Raw genomic sequence first — 24631 nt, 5'->3', positions numbered from 1 at the left:
TAAACCAATTTTAAGAAAAACAAAAAACAAGTTCCGCAGTTTTTTTCCCTTTTTGCAAAAAAGGCAAGAGCGTCTTTGGATATAAAACTTGAAAAGTTTGTATATACAAAGACACATCTTGCCGCTAAAATCAACGAATGTTATTTCAGAGCACTAAAACAGAAAAATAGAATCATAATTATTATGTAATTAACTGAAAACCAACATCTATTTTTTATAAATCTGTTTTGGAAGATGACAAATGATGAAAATAACACCTAGCCTCTTTTTACGCAGGTTGACCTTGTATTATTTTACACACGTCAGCCAAGAACCTGTGTCTAATTTACGCAGGTCAATCGAATACCTGTATCTCTTTTACTCAGGTTGCTATTGTACAGGAAAAATACCAACCTATATCTTTTTTACACAGGTCAGCTAAGAACCTGTATCTTTTTTACGCAGGTTGATTGAATACCCATATCTATTTTACACATCTATGAATTTTTAAAAGGTCTGCTGTTGTTGTGAAAACTTTGTTGGAATGTGGGAAACTCCGTGGGAAAAGCCGGGATGAGTTTTCCATATTTCAATAAATGCACTGGTTTTTTCATATTGCAGAATGTACTTTGGGACATCCAAAAGAGTAACACTGCATTTATATAGAAATCAATTCTCATCGATTTCCTTCATTCTATTCTTTATAAAATCTATAGGTCTTATTCCGTTAATTTCGAAAAAATGGGTTGAGAATAATTGTCGGCTAGACATTCCACATTCCTGAGCCAGGTTTTCAACTTTGTACTGCAGATACATTTTATTTTCCACAAGAAGATTGGTAATATATCCGATTCGTAAAACCTTTAGATACTGCGTGAAAGAAACATTCAGATGTTCATTCAGTACATAAGATAGTTGGGAGTGTGTTCTTCCAAACATTTTTGCAACCATTGGTAAGGTCAGGTTTTTGTCAAGAAATCGTTTGTCTTCTTCAAACTTTTTGAGTTTTTCTTTAATATCTTCAATGATTTCGGGACTGTGTGTTTTTTTCTTTTCAGAAGTTTTTTTGTTTGCAATTAGAAAAGAATAATACTTCCTGAACTTTTTCAATAGTTTAATAAATTTTCCAGGAAATTTAATTTCTCTATTACGCAGTCTGATTACTAAAAAAAATAGAAGAAAAATCACAACTGGCGTAGCAATTAGAAAGTAAAAATCATTATGCAGTTTATTCTCCCATATTTGTTTTTCTTCTAGTAATCTTTCCGTATCATATTCTTCGTGGATTTTTGAAGACAACATTGCAAAATCAACATTCAAGGTTGAATTCGTTAGTAAAAACTGGTCACTATAATACAGTCGCTTACCCAAACTACCGTTCTCTGTTGCATCCGTAATGAGGTACTTATAACTTGACCGGATCTCGGGAGTAGTAAATTGAACCTTGTTAATCATAGAGTCCACTTTATTCAGATAAACCAGTGATTCTACTCTGTTTCCTTTGAGCCAATATAGTTTCCCTAAGTAAAAATAAACAGCGGTTAATGAGTTATAATCCTGATTATTGACCAAAATATCGCGTGAAAGTTCCAAATGTTTAAGTGCTTCATCGGTGTTCCCTTTTCTTAAAAGTTGTACACCTTTCCCTTTTTGAAAGTAACCATATTCAAGTAAATGCTCATTGATGTTTTTCAATTTTTTTAACCCGATACTAATCAATGAATCTTCCTTGTTGTATAAAAGAAGATTTTCATAACAAGTACTCAGGCGGTAAATACTATTAAAATAACCCGCCTCATTATTCAACCTTATGTTTGGGTGAAGGTTTTCTTTCATATGTTCCTCAAAATATTTCGTAGTATTTCTAAAGTGAACTGCAGCTTCTTCGTAGTAGCCCAGATAACTTTTTACCATCCCAAGATGATAGTCTATTTTATTTATTAGATAATCGTTGCTTGAATTCCGAGAGAATTGATACGCCTTAAGGTATTGCTCCAAAGCATACTTATATTGTCTCTTGTTATAATAGTAGATAATGCCTTTTCCGAGGTATGCCCTTGAAATGATATCACGGTCACCAGATTTGAATGCTCCCACAATAGCACTATCTGCATAAGACAATTTGCGGTTTATGTCTTCGGTGTAGTATATGGCATCTTCATAACCTATAATCTGCTTTTTCCAATTATTTTCTTTTTTTGCTTTTCCTATATACTTATTTACAAAAACCATTGCCCTTGAATCGTTTTCAGGATAGTTTTCATACAAGTCTGAAATCGTCTTGTATGATAAACTTTGTAATTCCTGGGCGTTAAGAAAAAAGAAGAACAAATTAAAAATCAGAAATGAAATCTTATGATGATAATGCATAACATTATGATATATTCAAATTTACCGGAAAAATCTATTACAAAATGTACTTGAACAAGCTTCGAGTTCGGTTCTATTTCCACTAGCCTTATAAATGATTAATTTTCAATTAGTTAAAAATAAATATAGTGGGAAGGATGTATATTTCATTACGTAGAAAACATATTTCTTTCCCACTATTGTTTTTCTCAACCTCACAGTCAGTGTAATTTAGACTTCAGAATTCCAAGTGAATCAATCAGCAAATCAATTTTAAATAAATCATAAAATATTATGAAAAAAGTCAAAACAAGAGTCGTAGAATTCATCAGCTATTTCTTTATACTGTTGTTTTGTTATGCCAGCATCAGTAAAATAATGGATTTTGAAAATTTTCAGATTCAGATTTCGGAATCACCTTTATTAAGTGCATACGCCGGATTCATACCTTTTGCAATCATTATTCTGGAATTGATCATTGCAGGATTATTGTGTTATCGGAAGACCAGAAATGTAGGAATGATAGGAAGTTTCATTTTGATGCTCGTCTTCACAGGATATATTGCACTAATATTAAGTACAACCGAAAAGCTTCCTTGTTCCTGCGGAGGAATTTTAGAGAAAATGAGCTGGAATCAGCACCTGATTTTTAATATAGGATGCGTCCTACTCGCTGCAATAGATTTAGTAATGAATATAAAATACAGCAGGCCTGCTAGATAAGAATGTTACCGTAGTTACTTACGGACGATTATGATTGGAATTTGATATTAAAGTTTAACCTTAGAATTAGACGGTCGAAAGCTGTCTAACAATCCGAAACTCTAAAATGAATTTATTAACAACAATTTGTTTGAGAATATGTAGAATAGGGTATTTGGTACGACAAGATTCGTGAATCTATGGGTATAGCTAATTATTTTACCTTTTCAATCGTACTTCTCAGGCAGATTCTAAAAGTTTTTATGGTAATCTTTTTTGATGTATAAAAAGACCAATAAAATGAAATTCAATCAATTTTTGAAAATCAATGCAGTTGCTATTGCAGCTGTTATGTTTACGGGCTCAGTGATGTCATTTAAAATCGTCGAAAAAAAGACAGCTGACCAACAGTTCTATTACAATAGTACAGACACTTCTGCAGGTGCTTTCTCTCAAGAGTCTAACTGGGCAGTAGGAGCAGGTGCATCTTGTCTGACCACAGGAAATAAACCTTGTACAATCACAGTTCCGGAAGGGCAGGATCTGGTTGATGTGATCGGAGGAATGACTAACTCTCAAGTTCTTGCTATTCATCCGAGTGAGAGAAGACAGTAATAGTCCTTTCAATCAGGATTTAAAAGTAGGGTTGGCAATAATTTGCCAACCCTATTATTTTTTATCTTGGATTCTGTGGCATTTCTGTAAGCGTAATAATATCTTCGGGAATAGCGATGGCATATCTCAGATCATTAGGTGGCAAAGTGTAGGTTTGCCCATTAACAGTTCTGGTAAGCGTAATATTCGCACCATCACGATTGTACCTTTTTAGATCAGACCATCTTAGTCCTCGAATCAAGAGTTCTTTTCTTCTTTCTTTTAAAATAATATTCAAAGCCTCTGCCTGTGAATTGGCAGTCAGTGGGATATAAGTTCCTGTTTTCCATCTTTTGACAAGCAGGTTATTGAGATAACCCATACCTTCCTGAATCTTGTTCAGTCTAACATTACACTCGGCAGCTATCAAATAAAGTTCATCGGTTGCAACACTTACAATCGGTCCATTGACATTATTGTAATAGCCCTTGAATAAAACTTCATTAACCGTATTTTTTCTAAAAAATATTGTTTTTCGTAAATCATTGTTATCATACATCTGGTAAATGTGGTCAGGAATCTTTGCGGGCATCAAATGAGATTCATATGTTAGAGCTGTCCATAAAAGAATTTCTTTATTCATTTCCTCAATGGGATAATCAGCATTGGGATTGAGGGTATTAAAATCCATCAGGTCATTATTGATACTTAATGCCTGCAGAGTATTCTGAAGCGCATTATTATAATCTCCCATAAATAGATAGGTACGAGCCAATAGACCGTAAGCTGCTGCTCTCGATATCCTCATTCCGGAAATCTGTTTAGGCAAAAGTAGCGGTATTGCAGTTTGCAGGTCACTGATGATCTGGTCATAGGTCTGCTTGACTGTTGAGCGTACCGATGGGATATTCATATCAGGGTCTAATCTTAACGGAAGCCCCAAATCTATTCCCGCAGTTTGAGGATTATAAGCGGGACACCAGATTTGTGCAGCATCCAGATATCTGAATGCACGAAGCGCCAACGCTTGACCTCTGATATTATCTGCCTGCTCGCCTGTGAAGTTTTTATCCTGCATATTGAATAAAACGGCATTACAGATATAAATACTTCTGTAGCAGGTAGACCAGTCATTTCCTGATGAAATGGGACTCGCCACATTATCCGGCATCCATATATGAAGACGTTTTGTCGCCTCAAAGCTCAAACCGTTGTAATCGGCATCCGTAAGATAATAGTCATCCGAACTCGTTTCTCCACTCGAAGCAAAATCCACATTAAGGAAACCATAATTATTGAGAAGGATCTGGTTGTCTTCCAATCTATCGGGAGTCGCCAGCTTCAGGTCAGACTTTTCGTCTAAAAAATCACTGCATCCAAACGAGGTCAGAATTAATGATAATGATATCAATAGTATTTTAGTTTTTCTCATTTCTATCAATTTTAAAATTTAGCTTTTAATCCTAATGTAAAGGTCATAGGAGGTTTTAAGGTGTTGTTTCCCAAATTAAAATCGGGGTCGATCCCGCTTTTACTCTCTTGCCAGAGTATTCCGAGATTACTGACATTAGTATACAGCTGAAGACTTTTAAGCGGTAAACCACGCCATTGCCTTTTACTGATCTCATATCCAAGATTGATGTACTGCAGACGGATATGGTCGCCTTTTTCAATCAATGCAGCCGAACCTGCATAGAAGGCATCCCTGTTGGAATTAGTCTGGTATTGGTTGGAAGGAACATTGGTGAAAACTTCATCACCGGGTTTCTGCCATCTTTGTTCGTAATCCCTGTGACCGTTCCATTCCCTGAATAAGCTGGTGTAATTAATGGATGGTTTTCTGAAATAATAACCCATCTTATAGGTAATTCCGACATCAAGGCATAATTGTTTGTAAACAAATGTATTGGTTAAAGAACCATAAACAGTAGGTATTGCAGAACCAAAATACTGCAGGTCTTTAACATCGGCTCCCATTATCTTGGCGTAATCTTTACTGATCTCTCCATTAAGATAACCTCTTGGATCACCTGTCTGGGGATCTAGTCCTGCCCATTGATATCCAAACATCGAATACACAGGTAAACCTTCAATTCCGGATATCGGAACAGAGGCAATTACAAAGTTCCTTGCAATGGTACTGCTCGGATAATACTTCGTCACTTTATCTTTGTAAGTACTTAAATTAAGAGTGGTGAGCCATCTGAAAGATTTATTGATATTGATGGTCTTGAGTTCCACATCAACGCCTTTTCCTTCAATTCCTGCAACATTCCATACAAGACTGCTCAATCCGATGGTATAATCCAGCGGAACCTGCCCGAAAAGGTTTTCTCCTTTTTTCTGGAAATACTCCACAGAACCTGAGATCCTATTAGTACGGGTTGCAAAATCCAATCCTGCATTGATCATTCTGACCGTTTCCCAACGAAGCTGCGGATTGTAGTAATTGTCAAATCTTGCCATCTGCTCCTGCGTGTATGTTGAAACACCGAGTAATGCCATCGTGGTTACGGCAACCATTGCAGGATTGATATTCCCATTGAAACCGTATGAACCTCTTAGCTTCAGATTCGGAAGCCAGCTTACAGTATAAAACTTTTCATTGGCTAGATTCCACGAAATCCCTGTTGACCAGAAAGGATTCCATTGGTCATTGGTTTTCAGCCCAAACAGATTGCTGGCATCACGACGGGCACTTCCAGATATAGTATAACTATTGTCAAATGTGTAGGCTGCATTCGCATAGACCGATACAAAACGATTGGTGGATTCCCTTAAAGAGTTCAGATTATCGATAAATCCTGTACCTCCTGCAATAATCGGGAATCTCTTGCTGAGGTCTACCATTCCAAACGAAAGGTTGTTGGGGTCATAGCCATAATAACGGTTATTGCCCGACTGTGAATTTGCATCTCTTACCTCGCTTCCCAAAATAGCTGAAATCTGATGTTTGCCAAAACCTCTATTAAAGTTGAGCTGTCCTCGGAAATTATTGATCAGTAATTGCGAGTTGGTCTTATCTATTATCGCTCCTTTGGGAACATTGTAGGTCACACTGCCATTACTGTTGATAACTGTGAACCTGTTCACATAATCCCTTACAAAGTAACTTTCCTCATCATACAGCGTAGTGGAAAGTCCTGTGGTTCTCTGGTACTGATATTTTATATCAACATCCAATCCTTTTAATATTTTGTAGTTCAATCCTGCATTGAGAATGATCTCTGAGCTTTTGCTTTTGGCTGAATTATGCTGCCAATCGGTAAGCGGATAATAATTCCAATCTAATAATTTTCCGTTGCCTAATGTTGATTTATATCCCTGCTCATACGATTTTGAAACTGCCAATGCGTTTCCGAATGTGTCCGCCATCTCCATATAGGGAACAGCATTAGTTTTCATAATAATACTTCCATAAGCACTTCGACCGCTTTGGGTTGCGGAATGGGTAAAGAAGATTCCGGTGTTCAAAGTCAGGTTTTTCAACGGTTGCCAGGTATTCTGGAAGCGTAGGTTCACACGTTCATATTTTTCTCCGAGATTTCCGGTATTGTCATCATACCCCAAAGATGATGTCCAAGAAAATTGAGGAGCTCCGCCCGCCATACTTAAAGAATACTGTCTGTTTTCCAAAGGCTGATACATATATTTTCGATATTGGTCACGGGAGTCAATGGTCTTCAAACGATCTATTTCATTTCGTACATATTCGGATGAAAGCAATCCTTTCTTTTCCTTGTTCAGTAAGTCAACTACAGGAGATAATACTGGATGGCTGGTCGAATTAATATCTGTGTTATAAAAATTCTTCTTAAATAATTCCTGTTCCACATCGATAAAGTCTGAACTGGACATTGTTTTCAGATAATTGGAATCAGGCTTAGGGCTGGTCATTAAATAAGTGTTGAAATTGACCGTCACAGGTTGGTTGTACTTTGCCGTTTTGGTCGTAATGACAATCACACCGTTGGCTGCCCTTGCTCCCCAGATACTCGATGCGGCGGCATCTTTGAGAACAGTAATGCTTTCAACAATGTTGGGGTCGATGTTGCTGATATCACCATCGTAAGGAAAATTGTCTACTACAATCAAAGGCGATTTAGGTCCTTGAATGGTGCTTAGTCCTCTGACCATAATTTGTGACCCTCCTTGGGATGTTCCTTTATTGATAACAATTCCATTGGCTGTAGCAGCTAAACGGTCAAGGATATTGGTGGACACCTGTGTGTTCAGAGCTGAATTACTTACTGAAGAGAAAGAACCTGTGGAACGTTCTTTAGGGATTTTCTGATAACCTGTCGTGAGTACTACCTCATCAATTTGGGCTATCTTTTCGGATAAATTAATTTTTAATGGTTCTTTCAAAGGAAGTTCCAAAACAATCACCTGTTCTTCATAACCTTTACCAAGGATAACAAGATTGATTTTTTTGTCATTGGTACTAAGACTGAAGTTTCCATATCTGTCCGTAGTAGTTACGGTTTTTGAGTTCTGTATGGCGATTGCTGCTCCTCTTACAGGTAATCGGGTTGTTTCGTCGATAACGCTTCCCGTAAACATTTGCTGTGCCATAACTGGCACACAATAGCATATGACGGGAAGCACTAATAATTTCTTCATAGTTTGAGATAGTTTTGCGTTAATGTAAATTCAATAGTTTTTCGAACGGCGGGAATGTTTAATTCCGCTGGTCTTTGATAATCATCATCAAAATCTGACGTTCTTCTGGTATCAGGTCAAGATCGTATTTCTGAAGCTCTTTTTTTAAGGTGGCAATATCTTTGACTCCTGAAACTTCCAGATCTACATTGCCTGTGTATTCTGTCTCATCGATAAACAATTCCTTGATGGGAATCTCACCATTCAGCATATTGACCATATTTTTAAGAGGTACATTTCTCAGAATGGATGGGGTTCGTGGAAAGGTGGAACGCTTTTCTCCTCCTTTGGTCGCCAGTTTGTCTTTCTTGCTTGTTCTTACTAACACAAAACATTTTACAGGTCTTTTCTCAAGGGTTACGGTATAGCCTGAATAACGATTTAAATCTCCCAACATATAATTGTATAGAGAATCAGATTTCTGTTCTGGGATGATGAATTCGTAGTTGTAAAGATTTGCTCCAACATTCGAACCATCTGTTCTTTCCATCGGCATTAGCTGTTCAGGTTGATTGACCTCGATAATCATTCTTTTTTCGGTGAAAGATGTTTTATCCTGTTGTCTGAAAAGTTCAAATCCTATGGCATAATACATATCCCATAATGGCAGATTGGTAAACTGTCTGCCTTGAATTTTTCCGGATGCTGTTTTACGGTAGGTTCCTCCTGCACCAATGTCAGGAATTTGTCCTTTTGCAAAGAATGAATAATTGAGGAGTTGAACATTTCTTTGACGGTCGTAATCTTCGGAAAGCATAAATGGTCTTGCCCTATCAATTTGGATAATGGTTTGCAAAGATGATTTATCACCACTTAGAACTTCATTGATGGTCTGTTCACTGAGCTGTCCTGCATCGGTGGTATTAAATAATTTTCCATCCTTTATCCATATGATAAACGGAACACCTGCGTGTGGAAAAAGGTTGTGAAGCTTTTTGTCTTCATAGGTGGACATCATGCTTTTATATTTCTTTCCATTTGAAGAAGTGAAGAATTTTTCCAGAGCGGCTTTATCCTGGCTGCTTACCGGAAGTATTTTTATTTTATTTCCGAACTTTTGTTGCAATGATTCAATTTTAGGAAGATTGATCAGGCAGGCACTGCACCACGTACTCCAAAAATCGATTAGGATTAATTTATTCTTATCCTCTGAAAGATCAATCGTTTTCTGAGGATGATTGACAACCTGTAAAGGTGTTGTCCAAAAAATTTCAGGAAGGGAATCTCCAATTTTAAGAGACTTGTTCTGGGCAAAGGATGTGGTTGCTGACACTATGGTAAAAGCAAAGGACATAAATCCCCTGCAAAAAATATTTTTCATATTTTTGAATAGATTTTTAATGATTATTAATTACTGATTATGCTCTTTCCTGTGGTCTGCAAACTGAGGAAAGGGCTTTTTCTTTTTCTAATGGTTGCTTTAAATTATCTGTGTTTTGATATTTGTTTTTAGTTGCTGTTTGAAAATGATATGCTTGGGAGGAGACTTCCTTAGTAGAGAAAAATCTCCTGCCCAAACAATCATAAAAAAATTAATATGAATGAAAATTGTGTCCCGTGAAAGCTGTAAAGCCGCAATGAGTTGTACACCTCATTGTATCGTTTAATCTGATACTATGTTTTTGAAGGTGCTTAGAGTGTAGAAAATGAGGACTGCATTGGAAAATAAAACGGCATGGAACTCTACATTATCCAATTCGGGGCACTGGTATACCTTACATACAGATAAGAGAGCCCACGCCTAGGTCGTGAGCTTTCTGCTTATCATCTCGTATGTTAAAAATTACCAGTTTTCGAATTTGAGATTCTAAGCAATAGCTTCTATTATTCTTTGAAGTATCGCAAAATTACTTTAATAAGTAATTATTTCCAAATATAAGAATTTTTAAATTTGTTACAAGTACTTGTAACAAAATATGTGGGAAAATTTCCGCACTTTGTATAAAGTGCTAATAAATGGACATTTTAAAAGATGAAATACTAAGAAAATTTGGAGAACACGTTAAAGATTTAAGAATTAAATCTGGACTAACTCAAGATGAAGTCGTACTGAATAGCAGCAAAATCACTAAAGGCACAGTAAGCGATATAGAGAATGGAAAAAGAAATTTTGCGTTTACTACATTGATAGACTTAGCTAAAGGCTTAAATGTATCTCCTAAAGATTTGCTGAACTTTAAAACAGATTAGAATCCTAACGAAAGTTAGGATTTTTTCTTATGTAGAAAGTCGAGAAATATTTAGAAAGATACTTGTTATTTGATCAGTGTTTAGTATTTTGAAATTCAGTAAAAATACTGATTGAAAATTTTAAGATATTTTCCATCTTTACATACACGCAATATTATTTTATTATCAAATAAAATTAGCTCGAAACGCATAACAAATATTTTTAATGTAGCAGTATTTATGCATATAATTATAGATAGCACAGAATATAAAAAAGACAGAAATCTTAACAGCAAAAATTTCTCGCTTATCAGAGACTTAGGAAAACGTGGTCTTCTGACAAATCATCTACCGTGGTTTGTTTACAAAGAATATACGACTACAGGTATAAGTGAATCTATACAAAAAATAAAAGATGCAATATCTGCCTTGAGGTCACTTCCAAGGTTAGGAGTTATTAAAAATGAAATTGATAGTTCTGAACTTATAATTGACGAATTACAATCTTTAGAACAAAAGATTAGTTCATCAGTAATAAGTAGGTGGAAAGATTATATAAGTGCATCAAACTCCAAGTTGTACGAATTTAAAGAAAAATATTCAACACTTATTTTTGAAGATTATTTCAAAGGAAATAAACCTTTTAAAACTTTAAAAAGCAGGAATGATATCCCTGACGCATTTATTTTTCAAGACATAAAGGAGTTATGTAATCAAGTTGAACTGTTTGTAATATCCAATGATGGTGATTTTAGGAAGGCTGTAAAAACATTATCATCAAATGTCCATACATTCAAAAATTTAGATGAATTTTTTGGAGATGAAAATTTTAAGGTAACATTGGAAAAATACAATGACTTAATAGATAATGAGGAAAAACTTAAATTCATAAACCGCTATCTTCTTAAATTTCAACCCGAAATTGAAGAAGAGGTTTTAGAATTTATTAATGGAATAAGTTATTTGGAATTTTTTGATGACAAATTAAAGTCAGATGATAAAGCTGCAACTATACAAGATTTAACTGACCCTATTTTTCAAATATACTATGATGATATTGAAATCGTAGGAAAGGAGGCGTTTGTACCTATTTCAGTTATATGTAATTCAAATATTGAATATGCGGTTTTCAAAGCTGACTATTGGTCATACGACGATTTGCCTAAATACAGTGAAGAAATTAATAGACATTATTACTTAATTGAAGATTCTGTTCAACTAAAACTCGAGCAAAATGTAGTCATAAATTTAGAAGATGTGACAATTAATGAAAACGAAGAATTAGGTTTTGTACCTTTTGCGTTAGATAAATTTGACCGAGTGAAAATTCTTTAGTTATTGCTAATTAAATACTAATCAATATGCCAAATATTATAGATCCTGTAGAATATCACATAGGCTTACAATTGAGAGCAAGTCAAGATGCTTATAAAAGTACGTGTCATTTTTTAATAATTGAAGATGGAATACCAGATCCTCATGCAACTGGAGTATTTGTGAAAATTGGTGAAACATATTTTTTATTAACTGCTGCACACGTGGCCGAAAAATTAGAGAATAAAATTTCTATAGGAATTGATGCAAAAACAGCGCTAACGCTTGGAGGAATATGGACATTTAATAAATTAGAAAAAGATCAGAAAAGAGAGTACGACAAGATTGATATTGCTATTTTAAAATTAGATCTGGAAAGTATAAAAAAAGTGCAAGAAAATTACCTTTTTCTTAGTGAAAATCAGTTAGGAATAAATCATGAAACAGTAGAACTACCATATTATACTGCAATAGGCTTCCCAGCCACACAAAATAAACACAATAAGCACAAAAATGCATTACATAGCAAACCATTTATATACAATACAATTCCAGTAGAAAAAAAAAATTATAAAGACTTGTGTTTTGAGGAAAGTTCAAATATTATTGTGACATATAGCAAAAAAAATGTAATTGATAATGAAACTAAAATGAAAGTAACTGGCCCTGATGCATATGGAATGAGCGGAGGTGGTTTGTGGTTTATTCCTACACAAATAAAGTCTGATGATGAAAATGTAGATAAAAAGCTAGTTTCTATCTTGACAGAATGGTCAAGCAAAAAAAATATTTGGATTTCAACACGAATAGATGTTTTCACAGAAGTTATAAGAAAGCAGTATAATTTAAATATTCCTAAATCTACTATTCTTAAGGTAAATATTTAGATAGAGTTGATAAATAAACAATATTGTACAATTCAAAATTAAAAAATTGGAAATATTTAATTATGTTCTTTTCAGTTTCGCCTATTACGTCAGGTCGCTACAATTACCAATATCGTTCAGAAGAAATATCAAGTTCAAGAAGTTTTTTTTCTGAAACAGAAAAAGTAAGTGTTGGTGGAAGCTATAGGTTTGGATATAGTTACACTGAAGGTGTTTTAATCTGTATTGAAATATTATAAAATAGGGAGTTTTCATAGAATTATAAGATTTAATAACAACATTATTCAAAATCAATATGGAAAAAAAATTATTAGAATTTATTGAATATCACAAAATTGATAAATATGACATTATAGATGCAAATGGTCAAAGTATTTCTGATATAAAAGATGATATGAAAAAGAACGATATATTATTTGCCTATAATACAACACCTTGTGGAAATGCAGGCCATACAATAAGAGATCGACATTCCCATTGTATTGTTTGTAATACTGCACATATTGCTTTTATGAAAAGAACTAAAGAAACTGGTTATGTTTATATTGCAGGAAGTATTATAAAAAATTACATCAAAGTTGGGATGACAACTGAAGATCCTGAAAAAAGAATTGGAAAACTAAACTCAAGAAAAGTTGGAAATACTAATGATTGGGTGGTAATTAAAGCTGTCAAATGTGATTATGCAAATCAAGTAGAAATTGGAATACAACAACAACTGTTAAAATACAAAGTTGACGGAGATATTTATGACGGCGATACTGAATCAAGTGAAATTTATAGATGTAAGTATGATAAAGCAAATGACATATTCGAATCATACTTAGAAGAAAAAGAAGTAATTAGAAAAGATAATAAATCATATTTAGTTAATCCAGAAAAGTATAATAACTTTAGAAATTTAGCTAATCCTAAATATTTTTAAATCCCTCATAAAACATTATATTATCAAAATGTGGGTAAAAAAATCCAAACTGAAAATCTTACCTCTCGTTAAGATTTTTTGCTATAAACTATCAAAGATATTACTATAAATTATTTGGAAAATTCAGTATAAGTACTGTTTGAAAATTTTGTGCGGATTTTTATTTTTGTTATTTATGGGAATCCGTAAAATATTGTGGTTAAAGTTCATAGCTTTGTTAAATTACCATGATTAACAGAAAAACTAATAGCCGTGAATATTTACCAAATTGACAATAAATTACTTGAGAAACATCCTGTTGGTTTAAGTTGTAACATAAACTGTCTTCATATTAAAATTAATGATTTTAAACCCATCGTTAAGGAAATTGAAATTAACATTTCTGATACAAGCTGGATTAACAATTTAGATGAAATTTCTAAAAAAGTTTTTAAAGCAAACGCCGAAAAAACAATCAATAAGATTGTGAATGATATAATTGCAAAAGTTTCATCAGATGTAAATACAGATATTGGTGAATACATTGTTTCATATGCCGCACAACATTCACTTGAAGTAAATTTTTCTCATAAAAAGATACCCCTTGCAGAATTATTGAAAGAAAAGATTTCCGGAAATCCCGGTTTCGATTTCCATAGTATTAGTTCAACTAATTATTTAATTTTTGGAGAAGCAAAATTTAGTATTGATTCCACTCCGAGATCCGAAGCATTAACTCAAATTGAGAAATTCATAAATAATAAAGATAATGGAGAACTATTATGGTTACAACCTTTTTTAGATGACACAACTAAAACAAATATCATTAATGATGAGAAGGGTTATGCAGCAGCATTCTCTTTTAATGGTGCCAACATAATTACAATTTTAAATAATGCTCTTGATTCTACCCCAATTGCAGAAATTATCAAACATAAAGAATTATATCTAATAGCTGTCGAATTATGTTAAGTGATATCCTATTCCAACAAGAAATTAACCTAGATCTAATCAAGGAAATTCTTTTTGACTTTCATAAAGATGGTCCTGTTAATAATAGCCATCTTGAATCTTTATCATATCTAAAAAAATACAATAGAGAAGACTTCCAAAAATATGAAGGAAAGCTAATGTTTTTGATGGGTTTATTTTATAAAACAAGTACACCGAAAACTTTTATTGAGACCATCTATAATGTATACGCACAAACAATACTTGAGGAAACCGGACACAATTTTACACCTGTACAAGCAGATGCATATAATTCAATAAAAAAATATACGAACTTTTCTTTTTCTGCACCTACTAGTGCAGGTAAATCCTATCTTTTTCAGGAACTAATAAAAGAAACAAAAGGCGATATCATTATTATTTTGCCATCGAGAGCATTACTCTCTGAGTATTTAATAAAGGTCAAAAAATTAGTTGCAAATGAAACTTTAGTATTACAATTCATTGAAATTATTAATACTAAACGAACAAAAAACAGAATATACATAATCACTCCTGAACGTGGTGAAGAGATTTTTAGAAATATTGAAAATTTAAATTTAGAGCTGATATTACTAGACGAGGCTCAAATATCAGAAGAGGGAATTAGAGGGATGAAATTTGACTCTTTAGTAAGAAGAATCGATAAAAAATTAAAAAATGTAAAAAAAGTTTTTACTCATCCTTTTGTTTTAAACCCCGATGCGCAATTTAAAAAGCATAATATAACAAATGATATAGATTCTGAAGCATATAATCAAAAGACAGTTGGTAAAATTTATATTGAGCACTTTGAAAATAAGTTCAAATATTTTTCTCCATTTGAGGACAAAATAAAAGGAAAGACAATTGACGGTAACATTGTTACAGATGTTATTAAAGATAATGGAACAGCTTTAATATATATATCAAAATCAAAAATATATGATGGTAGTTTTTTAGAAACATTTGCAAGCTACATAGAATTGTGTCCAGAGCTAAAAGATCAAAAAAGTTTATTTTACATAAATAAACTTGAGGAATTCTTAGGAACAAAAAATGATAGAGAAAAAAGTTCAATACTCATTTACTTAATGAAAAGAGGAATTGTTATTCATCACGGATCAATTCCTCTCAAAGCCCGTCTGATACTTGAGGAGTTTGTAAATGAGCATCATGCAAAAATATGCTTTTCAACATCTACATTAATCCAAGGTATAAATATGCCTTTTGATATTGTTTGGATTAATAACTTTTCATTTACGGGCAATGAAGACCAAAAAACTCTTAACCTTAAAAATTTAATTGGTAGAGCAGGTCGAACAACAGTAGATAATGATCATTTTGATTATGGATATGTAATAATTGAAAAGAAGAATAAAAGACTTTTTACAGAAAGGCTAAATAAAGAATCTTCGTTATCAATAACTTCAAATTTAGATAATCAAACAGATCCGAATAATGAGGATTTTGCTGATATTGTAGATGCCATTAAAAATGATACTTTCAACGTAGATCTGCAGCTTACAGATAGTCAAATAGAAAGAATATCAAACGCTAATCTTGATGACGAATTATCTTTCATACTAGATAATTTCTTAAATAAACAATTGGAGCCTTTAACTGTAAAAGAATATTACAAATTAAAAAATGATCAAAGGAAAAAAATCAAATTATCATTTGAAACCATATATAAATCTCATCTTAGACGTACAGAATTATCTAGTGGTGAAAAGAATGTTTTAAGTACTTCGGTACCTATTCTCCTTTGGCAAATTCAAGGTAAATCATTTGCCGAAATTATTTCATTGAGACATGCTTTTCTATCGGAAAAGGATTATAGAAGAAAACTTAGAAGACAGTTGCTTAGGAAAGAAATAAATATTGGGGAATTCAGATTATTATTGTCAAAGAAAAAAGTTAGATTTTCATGCATTGCAGAATCTTTACCCAATAAGTCTTTTAAAAGACCTGTCCCTCTATTCTCTGCAGATACTAGTATTATAGATATTGATTTTGACAAAATAATCTATGATACATACGACTACATTGATAAAGTTCTGTCACTATCAATAAAAGATCCTATCTCAAGTGCTTTTCTTATTTATTATCAAAAAACAAATGATATTAGAGCCAAGATATTAAGTAATTTCGTAAAGTATGGAACGAACGATGAAACTGAAATTTGGTTAATCAAGTATGGTTTCAGTTTCGATGAGATTGAAGAACTTATTGAATATGTACAAAAAATAGATGAAACAGAGATAGTTTTCAAAAAAAGTGTCAGTAAATATATTGAAATTCCAGATAATTTAAAATTAATTGAAAGATACTTATAGTTAACTTGTTATGGCTGAGATTATTTTTAGCAAATATAAACTAGATAAAACTAAAAAATCCCACATCAATAGTTCTAGTAAGATTATGTTCAAGATTCTCTAATATATCTCTAATAAATATGGATTTAAATTATACATTTTATCACCCAATAGTTGGAAGCAAATATGAAAATGGAATTAAATTATTAATTTTAGGAGAAAGTCATTATTGTAATGAAGGTTGTGATTTATGTGGAATTAAATCTGGTTATGATTGTTCACAATTTACGATTGAAGTTTTGAAAAGATATGTAGATTATAAAAACGGCAATGGAAATCATGAAAGTTGGATGACAACTTTTAAACTTTATTAGCTGAAATCAAATAAATAACTATATAATGTCTGTTTAGAAGAATAAATAAATTATTGTTAAATAATTTCATCCAAAATTGAAAACTTTAACTTAAATAAATATTAGAATAGTTGTTATTAATCTAATATTTATATATTTGAATCTTAACTAAATAACCATGACATTACTTAAACGAATTCAAGCTTTAAAAGAAAAAACACTAGCTATAATGATCACTTCGTTAGCTGGTATTTCTCATATGGACGCAAAGGATGTTAAAATATTTGAGATAGATAATGATGTTGATAAAACCAATGAAGAAAACAAAAAACTTCTAAAACCTAAGCTGGTTTTAAAATTAAATTTTTCTCCAAACGGTGAACATACCGCATCTATGCATACCTCCCATAGGTCACACTCATCACACAGTTCTCACTCATCGCACTCATCTCATTATTCCTCTAGTTATAGCGGCTCTAGCGGCTCTTCTTACACTCCATCATATACACCGCCACCTAGCACTTACTATACGCCTGCACCAAGTTCTACCCGTTCTTACACACCTAGTTCATCATACAAAAGTAGTAGTAGTAGTAGTAGTAGTAGTAGTAGTATCAAGACTAAGAATAAAAAAACAACGGGATATAGCAACCCAAGCATCTATCCATCTTATAATAATGACTATTCTACTAATAGTCTTTCTCTGATGGAAGGTCGTGTTCTGTATAAGGGATTGGAAGGAAATGATGTCGAGGAATTACAAAAAAAGTTAAAAAGACTTGGCTATGACGTGCCCACTTCCGCCTACTTTGGAGAAAAGACAGAACAGGCGGTCATCAGATTCCAAAAAAATAATGAATTGAAACCAGACGGGAGAGTTGGTTCTAAAACCATGGAAATTATTGATAGTAAATTATGAGAGAAATAAAGTTTATAGATACAACATTAGCTTTTTCTCTGGATAAAAGTTTATATAATGAATCGGTTATTTACAAATGTTTCTATTGGTACCTGGGTGACTACAGCTTTGACCTTCTTGACAATGTAAATCATTTTAGAATTACCTTAAAGAGCAAGGCTGCTAGACCGTTTGATGAAGAAGAATTAATTTTCAGAATTAAAAATGACTTGGCAGATTACAAATTAAGGGCAATTATTAATCATGAAACTCAAAACATTAGAGAACTGATCATTGCAAAGGCATTATCAAACTATGAGGAAGAAACGATAATGTCATCAATTGTTAGTGATCCTGTTGGATTTGACCCTAACGCTATTCATTGATATGATTATTACTGAAAAGTCGACAAGAAAATTTAACGACGAAAATTTCTACGTTAATGAAATTAGCACCTATTTTCTGCTACCATTCCGGTTTTTGAAAATCAACGAATCCCATGAACTTATAGTTAACGATATTGGAGATTTTATGATCACACCGATAGGAACGGTAAAACAAATTGTAAACCGCACATTTTCTAAAAATGAAAATACAGAATTATATTATGACCTTATTTCAAATTTCATTATATCTGAATCTGAAAAACCAGAACTTTTACCTGTTATTGAAGCCAGATATCGCACAAAAAAATCTTTTCTAGACAATTTTACCTCTCTTCATATTTTTGTAATTACTCTGAGATGTGAACACACTTGCCATTATTGCCAGGTCTCACGTGTTACTGAAAATAAAGGAGCATTCGATATGTCATTCTCAGATATTGATGAGGGTATAAAACTAATGATGCAATCCCCCAATCCTAACGTCACAATGGAATTTCAAGGTGGAGAAGCATTATTAGCATTTGATAAAATTGTATATGCCGTAAATTCCGCAAATGACCAAGCGAAAAAATTTAATAAAAACATAACGTTTGTCGTCTGCACAAATTTAGCACCCATTACTGATGAGATAATAGAATTTATAAAAATTAATAATATTCTGGTTTCAACTTCGCTCGATGGTCCGGAATTCATCCATAATAAAAACAGACGCAGACCAGGGAATAACAGCTACGAAGTTACAATCGAAGGCATAAACAAATGTAAGAATCAACTAGGACAAGACCGAGTTTCTGCCTTGATGACAACTACATCACTTTCTTTACATTACCCAAAAGAAATTATCGACGAATATATCAAGCAAGGTTTCAGTAATATTTTCTTGCGTCCAATCAGCCCATACGGCTTTGCTAAATACAACCCGAAGAAGAACCATTATTTCATTGAAGAATTTTTAGAGTTTTATAAACAGGGATTAAACTATATCTTAGAATTAAATAAAAATGGTCAATACATTGTTGAGGACTATGCATTAATCATATTAAAAAAAATCTTCACACCCTTTCCAGTCGGCTATGTCGACCTGCAATCCCCTGCCGGTTTGATCAATAGTGTGATTGTTTTTAATTATGACGGATATGTGTATGCAACTGACGAAGCAAGAATGCTGGCTGAAAACAAGGATTATACATTTCAATTAGGGAAATTGGGTTCCAACAGCTATAATGAGATATTTTATGGTGACAAATCCCTTGAAATTTCGGATATTTTCACAAATGAATCTCTTGCGGGCTGCAGTGAATGTGCTTTTCAGACCTACTGCGGCGCCGACCCTGTTCTTAATCATGCGACTCAGGGCGACATGTACGGTTTCCGTCCTACGAATATCTTCTGCAAAAAAAATATGGAAATCATCCGATACTTATTTGATTTGATGATACAGGACAAAAACAATGAGAAAATTTTTAAAAGCTGGATCACTGGATATAACTTATGATACTTAAAACAAAAGGTAACGCAGAAAATTTTGACGATATTGTAGTTGGAACAATAAATAGATCTGGATCTGCAGATGAAAATTCAATTCTGCTATTACAGGAAGATTTAGTTGTAGATATTGCAATTGAATCCAATTTTCTTGCTGTTATAACTGAAAACACCAACAAGACACATACTAATACTCGAGGCCCAATAATTCATTCCATCAAAACTCTTACACACCTGCAAGAAGGTGACATCGTCCTTCTAAATACCGATGGCGTAATAAATACATTATATCGTATTAATTCTCCGAACAATTTCATGTTTTTCACAGAAAGATGCAATAGCAATTGTTTAATGTGTTCACAACCTCCAAAAAACAGAGATGACTCAAGATATTTTTTTGAAGTGAATTCCAGATTAATACCATTAATCCCTAACGATTGTTTGGAGTTAGGAATCACAGGTGGTGAACCAACACTGTTAGGAAACTATTTTTTTTCTTTATTAAAATTATTGAAAAAACATTTACCTGATACAAATGTGCCTTGTCTTACAAATGGGCGTTCATTTGCTTGGGAAAATATAACGAAAAAGACTGCTGAAATAGAAAATGAAAATTTAATATTGTGTATACCAATCTACTCAGATATAGCTGAAATCCACGATTATGTAGTACAGGCAAAGGACGCTTTTCACCAAACTGTAAGGGGTATTTACAATCTTGCTCGTTATAATATTCGAATTGAATTGAGAGTCGTTTTGCATAAGATAACAATCCCTAGATTGGTAAGGTTAGCAGAGTTTATATACAAGAACATGCCTTTTGTTGAACACATTGCCCTTATGGGACTAGAGATCGAAGGATACACACCTCATAATATTGATAAGCTATGGATTGACCCCTATGACTATCAGGAAATATTAAAAGATACTGTATTTTATTTACATACCTTCGGGATGAAAGTTTCAATTTATAATATTCCACTTTGTTTGCTGCCCAAAGAACTATGGCCTTTTTCTAGAAAGTCCATATCCGACTGGAAAAACATCTACATGGATGAGTGTTCAAAATGTAATGTACTATCAAATTGCGGTGGATTTTTTAAATCTAATACAAAAAAAAGCAGTGCATATATAAAAGCTTTAAACTAAAGCTGGAGATTCCATCTTGAAAGATTAATCACAAACCATATAACTCTCTTTATCAATATTTTAGGGGATAAAAGCTATCAGATCAGGATGCTTGCAACCTATATACCCGGACAGGTTTCCGTTTTGCATTCGAAGCACTGAATCTACTTGCAACAAGCGTGGCAGAAGACCCCGACTGGCACGTTCAGGAAATGCTTACTAGGCGTTTGACTATTAGTGCAGTATGAGAGGCTACGAGAAAAGTCTTCCCAAGATTAAAATATGGCTCGCCGATCCCCCACGATCGAGGGACTTCGGATTTTGACAGGAAGACCCTATTTTAAGGAACATCCTAAAGTGGCTATCCATCTTATCAGCCCACACAAATCAGAAGACAGCGAATATCTCAGAAAGTCTGTTGGAAATGCGCTTCGCAATATTAGTAAAAAACATCCGGCAGAAGTGTCTGAAGAACTTGCCACCTGGAATCTTGAAGACAAGAAAACTTTTTTACCTATAAGCTCGCCAAGGGAAAGTAAATGATAAGCTGACCATTTACAGCAACAGTAATTAAGTTGTATTTAAAAATATTTTTGTGGAATACGGATTCCCGTAATCTAATTAGGAAAAACCAAATTACTTTTACTCATATTAACCAATAAATTATTTATTATGAGTACAACAGTTGAAGCGATCAAGCCTGGCCCAAAACCTGATAAAGCAGATGGAACACCAGACAGAAGACAACGAGTAACGCCAGAAACAAAACCTAAACATCCGGCTTTGAAACCTCATGTTCACAAACCAGGGGAATCGAAATAAGTTTTGTCTATTTTATTTTAAATCCCAACTTTCGTTGGGATTTTTATTTTTTTTGGATATTGATTAGAAAAATACTTTAAAGCTCATCTTTAACTACCAGTTCTTATCCTAAACATTTTATTTCCTATCTACTTTGAAGTTTCCCCCTTAAAACTGACATATCATCACTCACTTTCTTATCCAAGATCTTCGCATAATGCTGAGTAGTTTTTATATTCGTATGACCGAGCATTTTGCTTACGCTTTCAATCGGAACACCATTAGATAATGTAACAGTAGTCGCAAATGTATGTCTTGCGATATGAAATGTCAACTCTTTATTAATTCCACAGACGTTCACAATTTCTTTGAGATAGGAATTCATTTTCTGATTACTGAGAACGGGAAACAAGACATTTGAATTTACACATTCTGGGTGGTCTTCATATTTTAAAATCAGCTCCTGTGCTAAAGGTAATAACGGAACTCTGGTTGAGGTATCCGTTTTCTGACGATGCGTGAATATCCATTTGTCACCATCTATCCCAATATTGACGTTAGATTTAGACAATTTCTTTACATCAATATATGCGAAACCTGTATAACAACTAAAAAGAAAAATATCACGTACTTGGTTTAATCTGTCTGACGCAAATTCCTTTTCATAAATCGTCTGAATTTCTTCTTTAGTAAGATATGGTCGTTCAATAGCTTTAAGCTTTGCTTTGTAGCTTAGAAAAGGATCTTTTGAGAGCCATCCATTTGCCATACATAACCGAATGATCTTTTTGAAATTCTTGATATACTTTACCGCAGTATTGTTTGCGCATTTACGCACACTTCGAAGCCAGAAGTCATAATCCATAATAAAAGCGTGATCAATCTTTGTAATGTCAATATCAGAAGTTTGATATTTCCAGATTAGAAATTCCTGCGTATGCTTTAACGATGTTTTATAGCGCTCCAATGTTCCAGGCGCAAAATCCTGACCAACCAGGGCTTCTACTTTATCATTGTGATCCTGAAAAATAGGAATGAGCATTCTTGTGGAAATATCGGTTCCAAGTAGTTTAGATTTTAAACTCTCTGATGTTACAAAGTCTTCTTCTTTCAGCATCAGGTAATGAGAATCGTAAACTCGCTGTTCCAAAGTTTTAAGATAGAGGTTCAGTGTTTTGGCTTCTTGGGTATTACCTAGTGCCTTGTGTGCTTTACCATCCCATTTCTGTGGGTCGATGTACCTTTTAGCGGCAATGTCCGCTGCCTTGCCATCTATCGTGATTCGTAAGTAGATAGGTGCTGTTCCGTTTGTTCGGATTTTATTCTTTTTTATAAAGAATAACAGGTTGAATGTTTTGTTCATTGTGTGGTAACTTTAATTGTTTAATAATTTAGTTTTTGTTACCACTTTTTGCAAGATGTACAATCGTTAGACTGCCTATTGGTCGGGCTTCCCTGAATTTTTCGTGACCTATTTTGAAATTTTCAGGATGGGTCACTAAAAAGGTCATATAAATCGTGACCTATTTTGATTTTTTTTGACTCTAGCGTAAAAACAAAAAACGCTGTAAACATTGATGTTTACAGCGTTTTAGCTTATTTTGGTTCCCCAATTGGCGGAGAGAGAGGGATTCGAACCCCCGGACCTGTTACAGTCAATAGTTTTCAAGACTATCGCAATCGACCACTCTGCCATCTCTCCTGAATCACGGTTATACCGTTGTTTTCAGTGGTGCAAATATATAACGTTTTTTGAAACTGACAAAATATTTTTTACACTTTCTGAAAAAACATTGATTCACGAAATCATACATGCTTCTATTTATAAGAATTCCCATACACAGCAGGCATTTACAACGATCTGATAATGAATAAAATTCAAAGATTCGGTTTATTTTGCCTGGCCGATATCCAATCTGTCAAATTTTCCTTCATTATTTTTGTGAAATTTAAAGAACGTGTGAAATGTACCCCACTTCCCTGCTTCGAAATTTCCATAAATATCTTTGCTATCATTTTCCACTTTGTCTATACTGAGAAATTTTTCTTTTCCCAAAGCATTGGAAAAAAATGATTTAAAATCTATGGTATTGCCGTCATCGGTCATCACAGGATTCTCAGTGAAGAAGGTGTACCAGCTCTGATTTCCATCCTGCAATGCCTGAATGGCCTGTTTCACTGTGTCATCTGTTATTTTTGATAGATCCATATTGTTTTGTTTTTGTGTTGTAATTGTTTTTTGATACTCTTTCTTCTTCGTTTGTCCACATGCCATACATGACAGGGAAATAACAGCTACAATAGCAAAGTTTCTGATCATAAGACCTCTTGTTTTAAAGGATGCTGGAGATAAATAATGAGCAGATTCAGCATAAGAAACGGAATTTCAATCATCGCTCCTTTAAAATCTCTGTCCTGAAGCTGAAAACACATAATCAATAATATTCCGGCGGCCATCAGAAAATTTCCCCAGACAAATGTTTTGGGAAATAGAATCAGTATCGCAGCGAGAATGGTTATTGCTCCATTGATCATCAGTCCGGTTTTGCTAAAGCCCCATTTTCCAAACATAGCCGTCATTTCAGGCTTGCCCATCACCATAGCTGTTCCCTGTTTTATTCCCATAAAAACAGCAGTCAGAATAAGTAGAGAATTGATAATTTTTAAAATCATTTATTTGCTTTTATACAAATATGCAGTAAATAAATGACTGATCTATGGTGAATTTTTCGG

The 24631-nt window shown here is 33.5% G+C and carries 22 protein-coding genes and 1 tRNA gene; 15 read left to right on the top strand and 8 right to left on the bottom strand.

Going from position 1 to position 24631, the window contains the following annotated elements; genetic code table 11:
* Positions 1-648 precede the first annotated feature (648 nt).
* Entirely contained in the window at positions 649-2247 is a 1599-nt protein-coding gene (locus tag IW22_RS22775) for a helix-turn-helix domain-containing protein (RefSeq protein ID WP_165571920.1), read from the bottom strand.
* 375 nt (positions 2248-2622) lie between these two features.
* Between IW22_RS22775 and IW22_RS22770 the strand changes: the two genes are divergently transcribed.
* Both IW22_RS22770 and IW22_RS22765 read left to right on the top strand, forming a co-directional pair.
* A complete protein-coding gene (locus IW22_RS22770) occupies positions 2623-3051 on the top strand; it encodes a MauE/DoxX family redox-associated membrane protein (protein WP_051891372.1) in 429 nt (142 codons plus the stop codon).
* A 279-nt stretch (positions 3052-3330) separates the two neighbouring features.
* A complete protein-coding gene (locus IW22_RS22765; RefSeq protein ID WP_131401784.1) occupies positions 3331-3645 on the top strand; it encodes a hypothetical protein in 315 nt (104 codons plus the stop codon).
* Between the two features lie 61 nt (positions 3646-3706).
* Here the strand turns inward: IW22_RS22765 and IW22_RS22760 are convergent, their stop codons facing one another.
* Genes IW22_RS22760 through IW22_RS22750 form a run of 3 tightly spaced genes read right to left on the bottom strand, consistent with a single transcriptional unit; the run spans position 3707 to position 9607 of the window.
* The gene (locus IW22_RS22760) at positions 3707-5056 is read right to left on the bottom strand and encodes a RagB/SusD family nutrient uptake outer membrane protein (RefSeq protein WP_034731760.1); all 1350 of its coding nucleotides are present in this window, start codon (positions 5054-5056) and stop codon (positions 3707-3709) included.
* Positions 5057-5067: 11 nt separating this feature from the next.
* The gene (locus IW22_RS22755) at positions 5068-8247 is read right to left on the bottom strand and encodes a SusC/RagA family TonB-linked outer membrane protein (RefSeq protein WP_081874017.1); all 3180 of its coding nucleotides are present in this window, start codon (positions 8245-8247) and stop codon (positions 5068-5070) included.
* A gap of 58 nt (positions 8248-8305) precedes the next feature.
* The gene (locus IW22_RS22750; RefSeq protein ID WP_081874016.1) at positions 8306-9607 is read right to left on the bottom strand and encodes a TlpA family protein disulfide reductase; all 1302 of its coding nucleotides are present in this window, start codon (positions 9605-9607) and stop codon (positions 8306-8308) included.
* Positions 9608-10242: 635 nt separating this feature from the next.
* Between IW22_RS22750 and IW22_RS22745 the strand changes: the two genes are divergently transcribed.
* The 13 genes from IW22_RS22745 to IW22_RS24520 all read left to right on the top strand — a co-directional run bounded on the left by IW22_RS22745 (position 10243) and on the right by IW22_RS24520 (position 21919).
* Positions 10243-10476, top strand: a complete 234-nt coding sequence (locus IW22_RS22745) for a helix-turn-helix domain-containing protein (RefSeq protein ID WP_034731752.1) — start codon at positions 10243-10245, stop codon at positions 10474-10476.
* A gap of 111 nt (positions 10477-10587) precedes the next feature.
* Complete coding sequence (locus IW22_RS22740) at positions 10588-11790, top strand: PIN domain-containing protein (RefSeq protein ID WP_131401783.1); 1203 nt, start codon at positions 10588-10590, stop codon at positions 11788-11790.
* Positions 11791-11816: 26 nt separating this feature from the next.
* On the top strand, positions 11817-12656 hold the full coding sequence (locus IW22_RS22735; protein ID WP_034731746.1) for a hypothetical protein: 840 nt from the start codon (positions 11817-11819) through the stop codon (positions 12654-12656).
* Between the two features lie 295 nt (positions 12657-12951).
* The gene (locus IW22_RS22730; RefSeq protein WP_034731744.1) at positions 12952-13581 is read left to right on the top strand and encodes a GIY-YIG nuclease family protein; all 630 of its coding nucleotides are present in this window, start codon (positions 12952-12954) and stop codon (positions 13579-13581) included.
* A gap of 252 nt (positions 13582-13833) precedes the next feature.
* On the top strand, positions 13834-14532 hold the full coding sequence (locus tag IW22_RS22725; protein WP_051891370.1) for a hypothetical protein: 699 nt from the start codon (positions 13834-13836) through the stop codon (positions 14530-14532).
* Positions 14526-16868 carry a DEAD/DEAH box helicase gene (locus IW22_RS22720; RefSeq protein WP_034731741.1) on the top strand — a complete coding sequence of 781 codons (2343 nt, stop codon included), beginning with the start codon at positions 14526-14528 and terminating at the stop codon, positions 16866-16868. The genes IW22_RS22725 and IW22_RS22720 overlap by 7 nt, the downstream gene beginning before the upstream one ends.
* Before the next feature lie 119 nt (positions 16869-16987).
* Positions 16988-17221 carry a hypothetical protein gene (locus IW22_RS22715; protein WP_034731737.1) on the top strand — a complete coding sequence of 78 codons (234 nt, stop codon included), beginning with the start codon at positions 16988-16990 and terminating at the stop codon, positions 17219-17221.
* Positions 17222-17378: 157 nt separating this feature from the next.
* On the top strand, positions 17379-18119 hold the full coding sequence (locus IW22_RS24685; protein ID WP_081874015.1) for a peptidoglycan-binding domain-containing protein: 741 nt from the start codon (positions 17379-17381) through the stop codon (positions 18117-18119).
* Positions 18116-18484, top strand: coding sequence for a His-Xaa-Ser system protein HxsD (gene hxsD, locus IW22_RS23895; RefSeq protein WP_051891369.1), 369 nt, complete (start codon positions 18116-18118; stop codon positions 18482-18484). Before IW22_RS24685 ends, hxsD begins: the two co-directional genes overlap by 4 nt.
* A gap of 1 nt (position 18485) precedes the next feature.
* Positions 18486-19979 carry a His-Xaa-Ser system radical SAM maturase HxsB gene (gene hxsB / locus IW22_RS22695; protein WP_051891368.1) on the top strand — a complete coding sequence of 498 codons (1494 nt, stop codon included), beginning with the start codon at positions 18486-18488 and terminating at the stop codon, positions 19977-19979.
* Positions 19976-21118 (top strand): His-Xaa-Ser system radical SAM maturase HxsC, encoded by a 1143-nt coding sequence (gene hxsC, locus IW22_RS22690; protein ID WP_034731736.1) that lies wholly within the window; start codon positions 19976-19978, stop codon positions 21116-21118. The genes hxsB and hxsC overlap by 4 nt, the downstream gene beginning before the upstream one ends.
* A 261-nt stretch (positions 21119-21379) precedes the next feature.
* Complete coding sequence (locus IW22_RS24565; protein WP_185113588.1) at positions 21380-21640, top strand: hypothetical protein; 261 nt, start codon at positions 21380-21382, stop codon at positions 21638-21640.
* A 129-nt stretch (positions 21641-21769) separates the two neighbouring features.
* On the top strand, positions 21770-21919 hold the full coding sequence (locus IW22_RS24520) for a hypothetical protein (protein ID WP_165571919.1): 150 nt from the start codon (positions 21770-21772) through the stop codon (positions 21917-21919).
* 124 nt (positions 21920-22043) lie between these two features.
* Here IW22_RS24520 and IW22_RS22680 read toward each other — a convergent pair whose 3' ends face one another.
* The 4 genes from IW22_RS22680 to IW22_RS22665 all read right to left on the bottom strand — a co-directional run bounded on the left by IW22_RS22680 (position 22044) and on the right by IW22_RS22665 (position 24571).
* Entirely contained in the window at positions 22044-23261 is a 1218-nt protein-coding gene (locus IW22_RS22680) for a site-specific integrase (RefSeq protein WP_034731734.1), read from the bottom strand.
* A 251-nt stretch (positions 23262-23512) separates the two neighbouring features.
* A tRNA-Ser gene (locus IW22_RS22675) sits at positions 23513-23600 on the bottom strand.
* Between the two features lie 189 nt (positions 23601-23789).
* Positions 23790-24218 carry a hypothetical protein gene (locus IW22_RS22670; RefSeq protein ID WP_051891367.1) on the bottom strand — a complete coding sequence of 143 codons (429 nt, stop codon included), beginning with the start codon at positions 24216-24218 and terminating at the stop codon, positions 23790-23792.
* The gene (locus IW22_RS22665) at positions 24215-24571 is read right to left on the bottom strand and encodes a DoxX family protein (RefSeq protein ID WP_034731733.1); all 357 of its coding nucleotides are present in this window, start codon (positions 24569-24571) and stop codon (positions 24215-24217) included. Before IW22_RS22665 ends, IW22_RS22670 begins: the two co-directional genes overlap by 4 nt.
* Between the last annotated feature and the right edge of the window lie 60 nt (positions 24572-24631).

Source organism: Chryseobacterium sp. JM1, from assembly GCF_000737715.1.
Lineage (GTDB): Bacteria > Bacteroidota > Bacteroidia > Flavobacteriales > Weeksellaceae > Chryseobacterium.
Note: the sequence above shows the minus strand (reverse complement) of the source record. Positions and strands in the feature narration are given on the sequence as shown.

Excerpts from the sequence above, each read along its gene's own strand:
- IW22_RS22770 (WP_051891372.1), top strand. The coding sequence starts at position 2,623 with ATGAAAAAAGTCAAAACAAGAGTCGTAGAATTCATCAGCTATTTCTTT.
- IW22_RS22765 (WP_131401784.1), top strand. The coding sequence starts at position 3,331 with ATGAAATTCAATCAATTTTTGAAAATCAATGCAGTTGCTATTGCAGCT.
- IW22_RS22760 (WP_034731760.1), bottom strand. The coding sequence starts at position 5,056 with ATGAGAAAAACTAAAATACTATTGATATCATTATCATTAATTCTGACC.
- IW22_RS22755 (WP_081874017.1), bottom strand. The coding sequence starts at position 8,247 with ATGAAGAAATTATTAGTGCTTCCCGTCATATGCTATTGTGTGCCAGTT.
- IW22_RS22750 (WP_081874016.1), bottom strand. The coding sequence starts at position 9,607 with ATGAAAAATATTTTTTGCAGGGGATTTATGTCCTTTGCTTTTACCATA.
- IW22_RS22745 (WP_034731752.1), top strand. The coding sequence starts at position 10,243 with ATGGACATTTTAAAAGATGAAATACTAAGAAAATTTGGAGAACACGTT.
- IW22_RS22735 (WP_034731746.1), top strand. The coding sequence starts at position 11,817 with ATGCCAAATATTATAGATCCTGTAGAATATCACATAGGCTTACAATTG.
- IW22_RS22730 (WP_034731744.1), top strand. The coding sequence starts at position 12,952 with ATGGAAAAAAAATTATTAGAATTTATTGAATATCACAAAATTGATAAA.
- IW22_RS22720 (WP_034731741.1), top strand. The coding sequence starts at position 14,526 with ATGTTAAGTGATATCCTATTCCAACAAGAAATTAACCTAGATCTAATC.
- IW22_RS22715 (WP_034731737.1), top strand. The coding sequence starts at position 16,988 with ATGGATTTAAATTATACATTTTATCACCCAATAGTTGGAAGCAAATAT.
- IW22_RS24685 (WP_081874015.1), top strand. The coding sequence starts at position 17,379 with ATGACATTACTTAAACGAATTCAAGCTTTAAAAGAAAAAACACTAGCT.
- hxsD (WP_051891369.1), top strand. The coding sequence starts at position 18,116 with ATGAGAGAAATAAAGTTTATAGATACAACATTAGCTTTTTCTCTGGAT.
- hxsB (WP_051891368.1), top strand. The coding sequence starts at position 18,486 with ATGATTATTACTGAAAAGTCGACAAGAAAATTTAACGACGAAAATTTC.
- hxsC (WP_034731736.1), top strand. The coding sequence starts at position 19,976 with ATGATACTTAAAACAAAAGGTAACGCAGAAAATTTTGACGATATTGTA.
- IW22_RS24565 (WP_185113588.1), top strand. The coding sequence starts at position 21,380 with ATGGCTCGCCGATCCCCCACGATCGAGGGACTTCGGATTTTGACAGGA.
- IW22_RS24520 (WP_165571919.1), top strand. The coding sequence starts at position 21,770 with ATGAGTACAACAGTTGAAGCGATCAAGCCTGGCCCAAAACCTGATAAA.
- IW22_RS22680 (WP_034731734.1), bottom strand. The coding sequence starts at position 23,261 with ATGAACAAAACATTCAACCTGTTATTCTTTATAAAAAAGAATAAAATC.
- IW22_RS22670 (WP_051891367.1), bottom strand. The coding sequence starts at position 24,218 with ATGATCAGAAACTTTGCTATTGTAGCTGTTATTTCCCTGTCATGTATG.
- IW22_RS22665 (WP_034731733.1), bottom strand. The coding sequence starts at position 24,571 with ATGATTTTAAAAATTATCAATTCTCTACTTATTCTGACTGCTGTTTTT.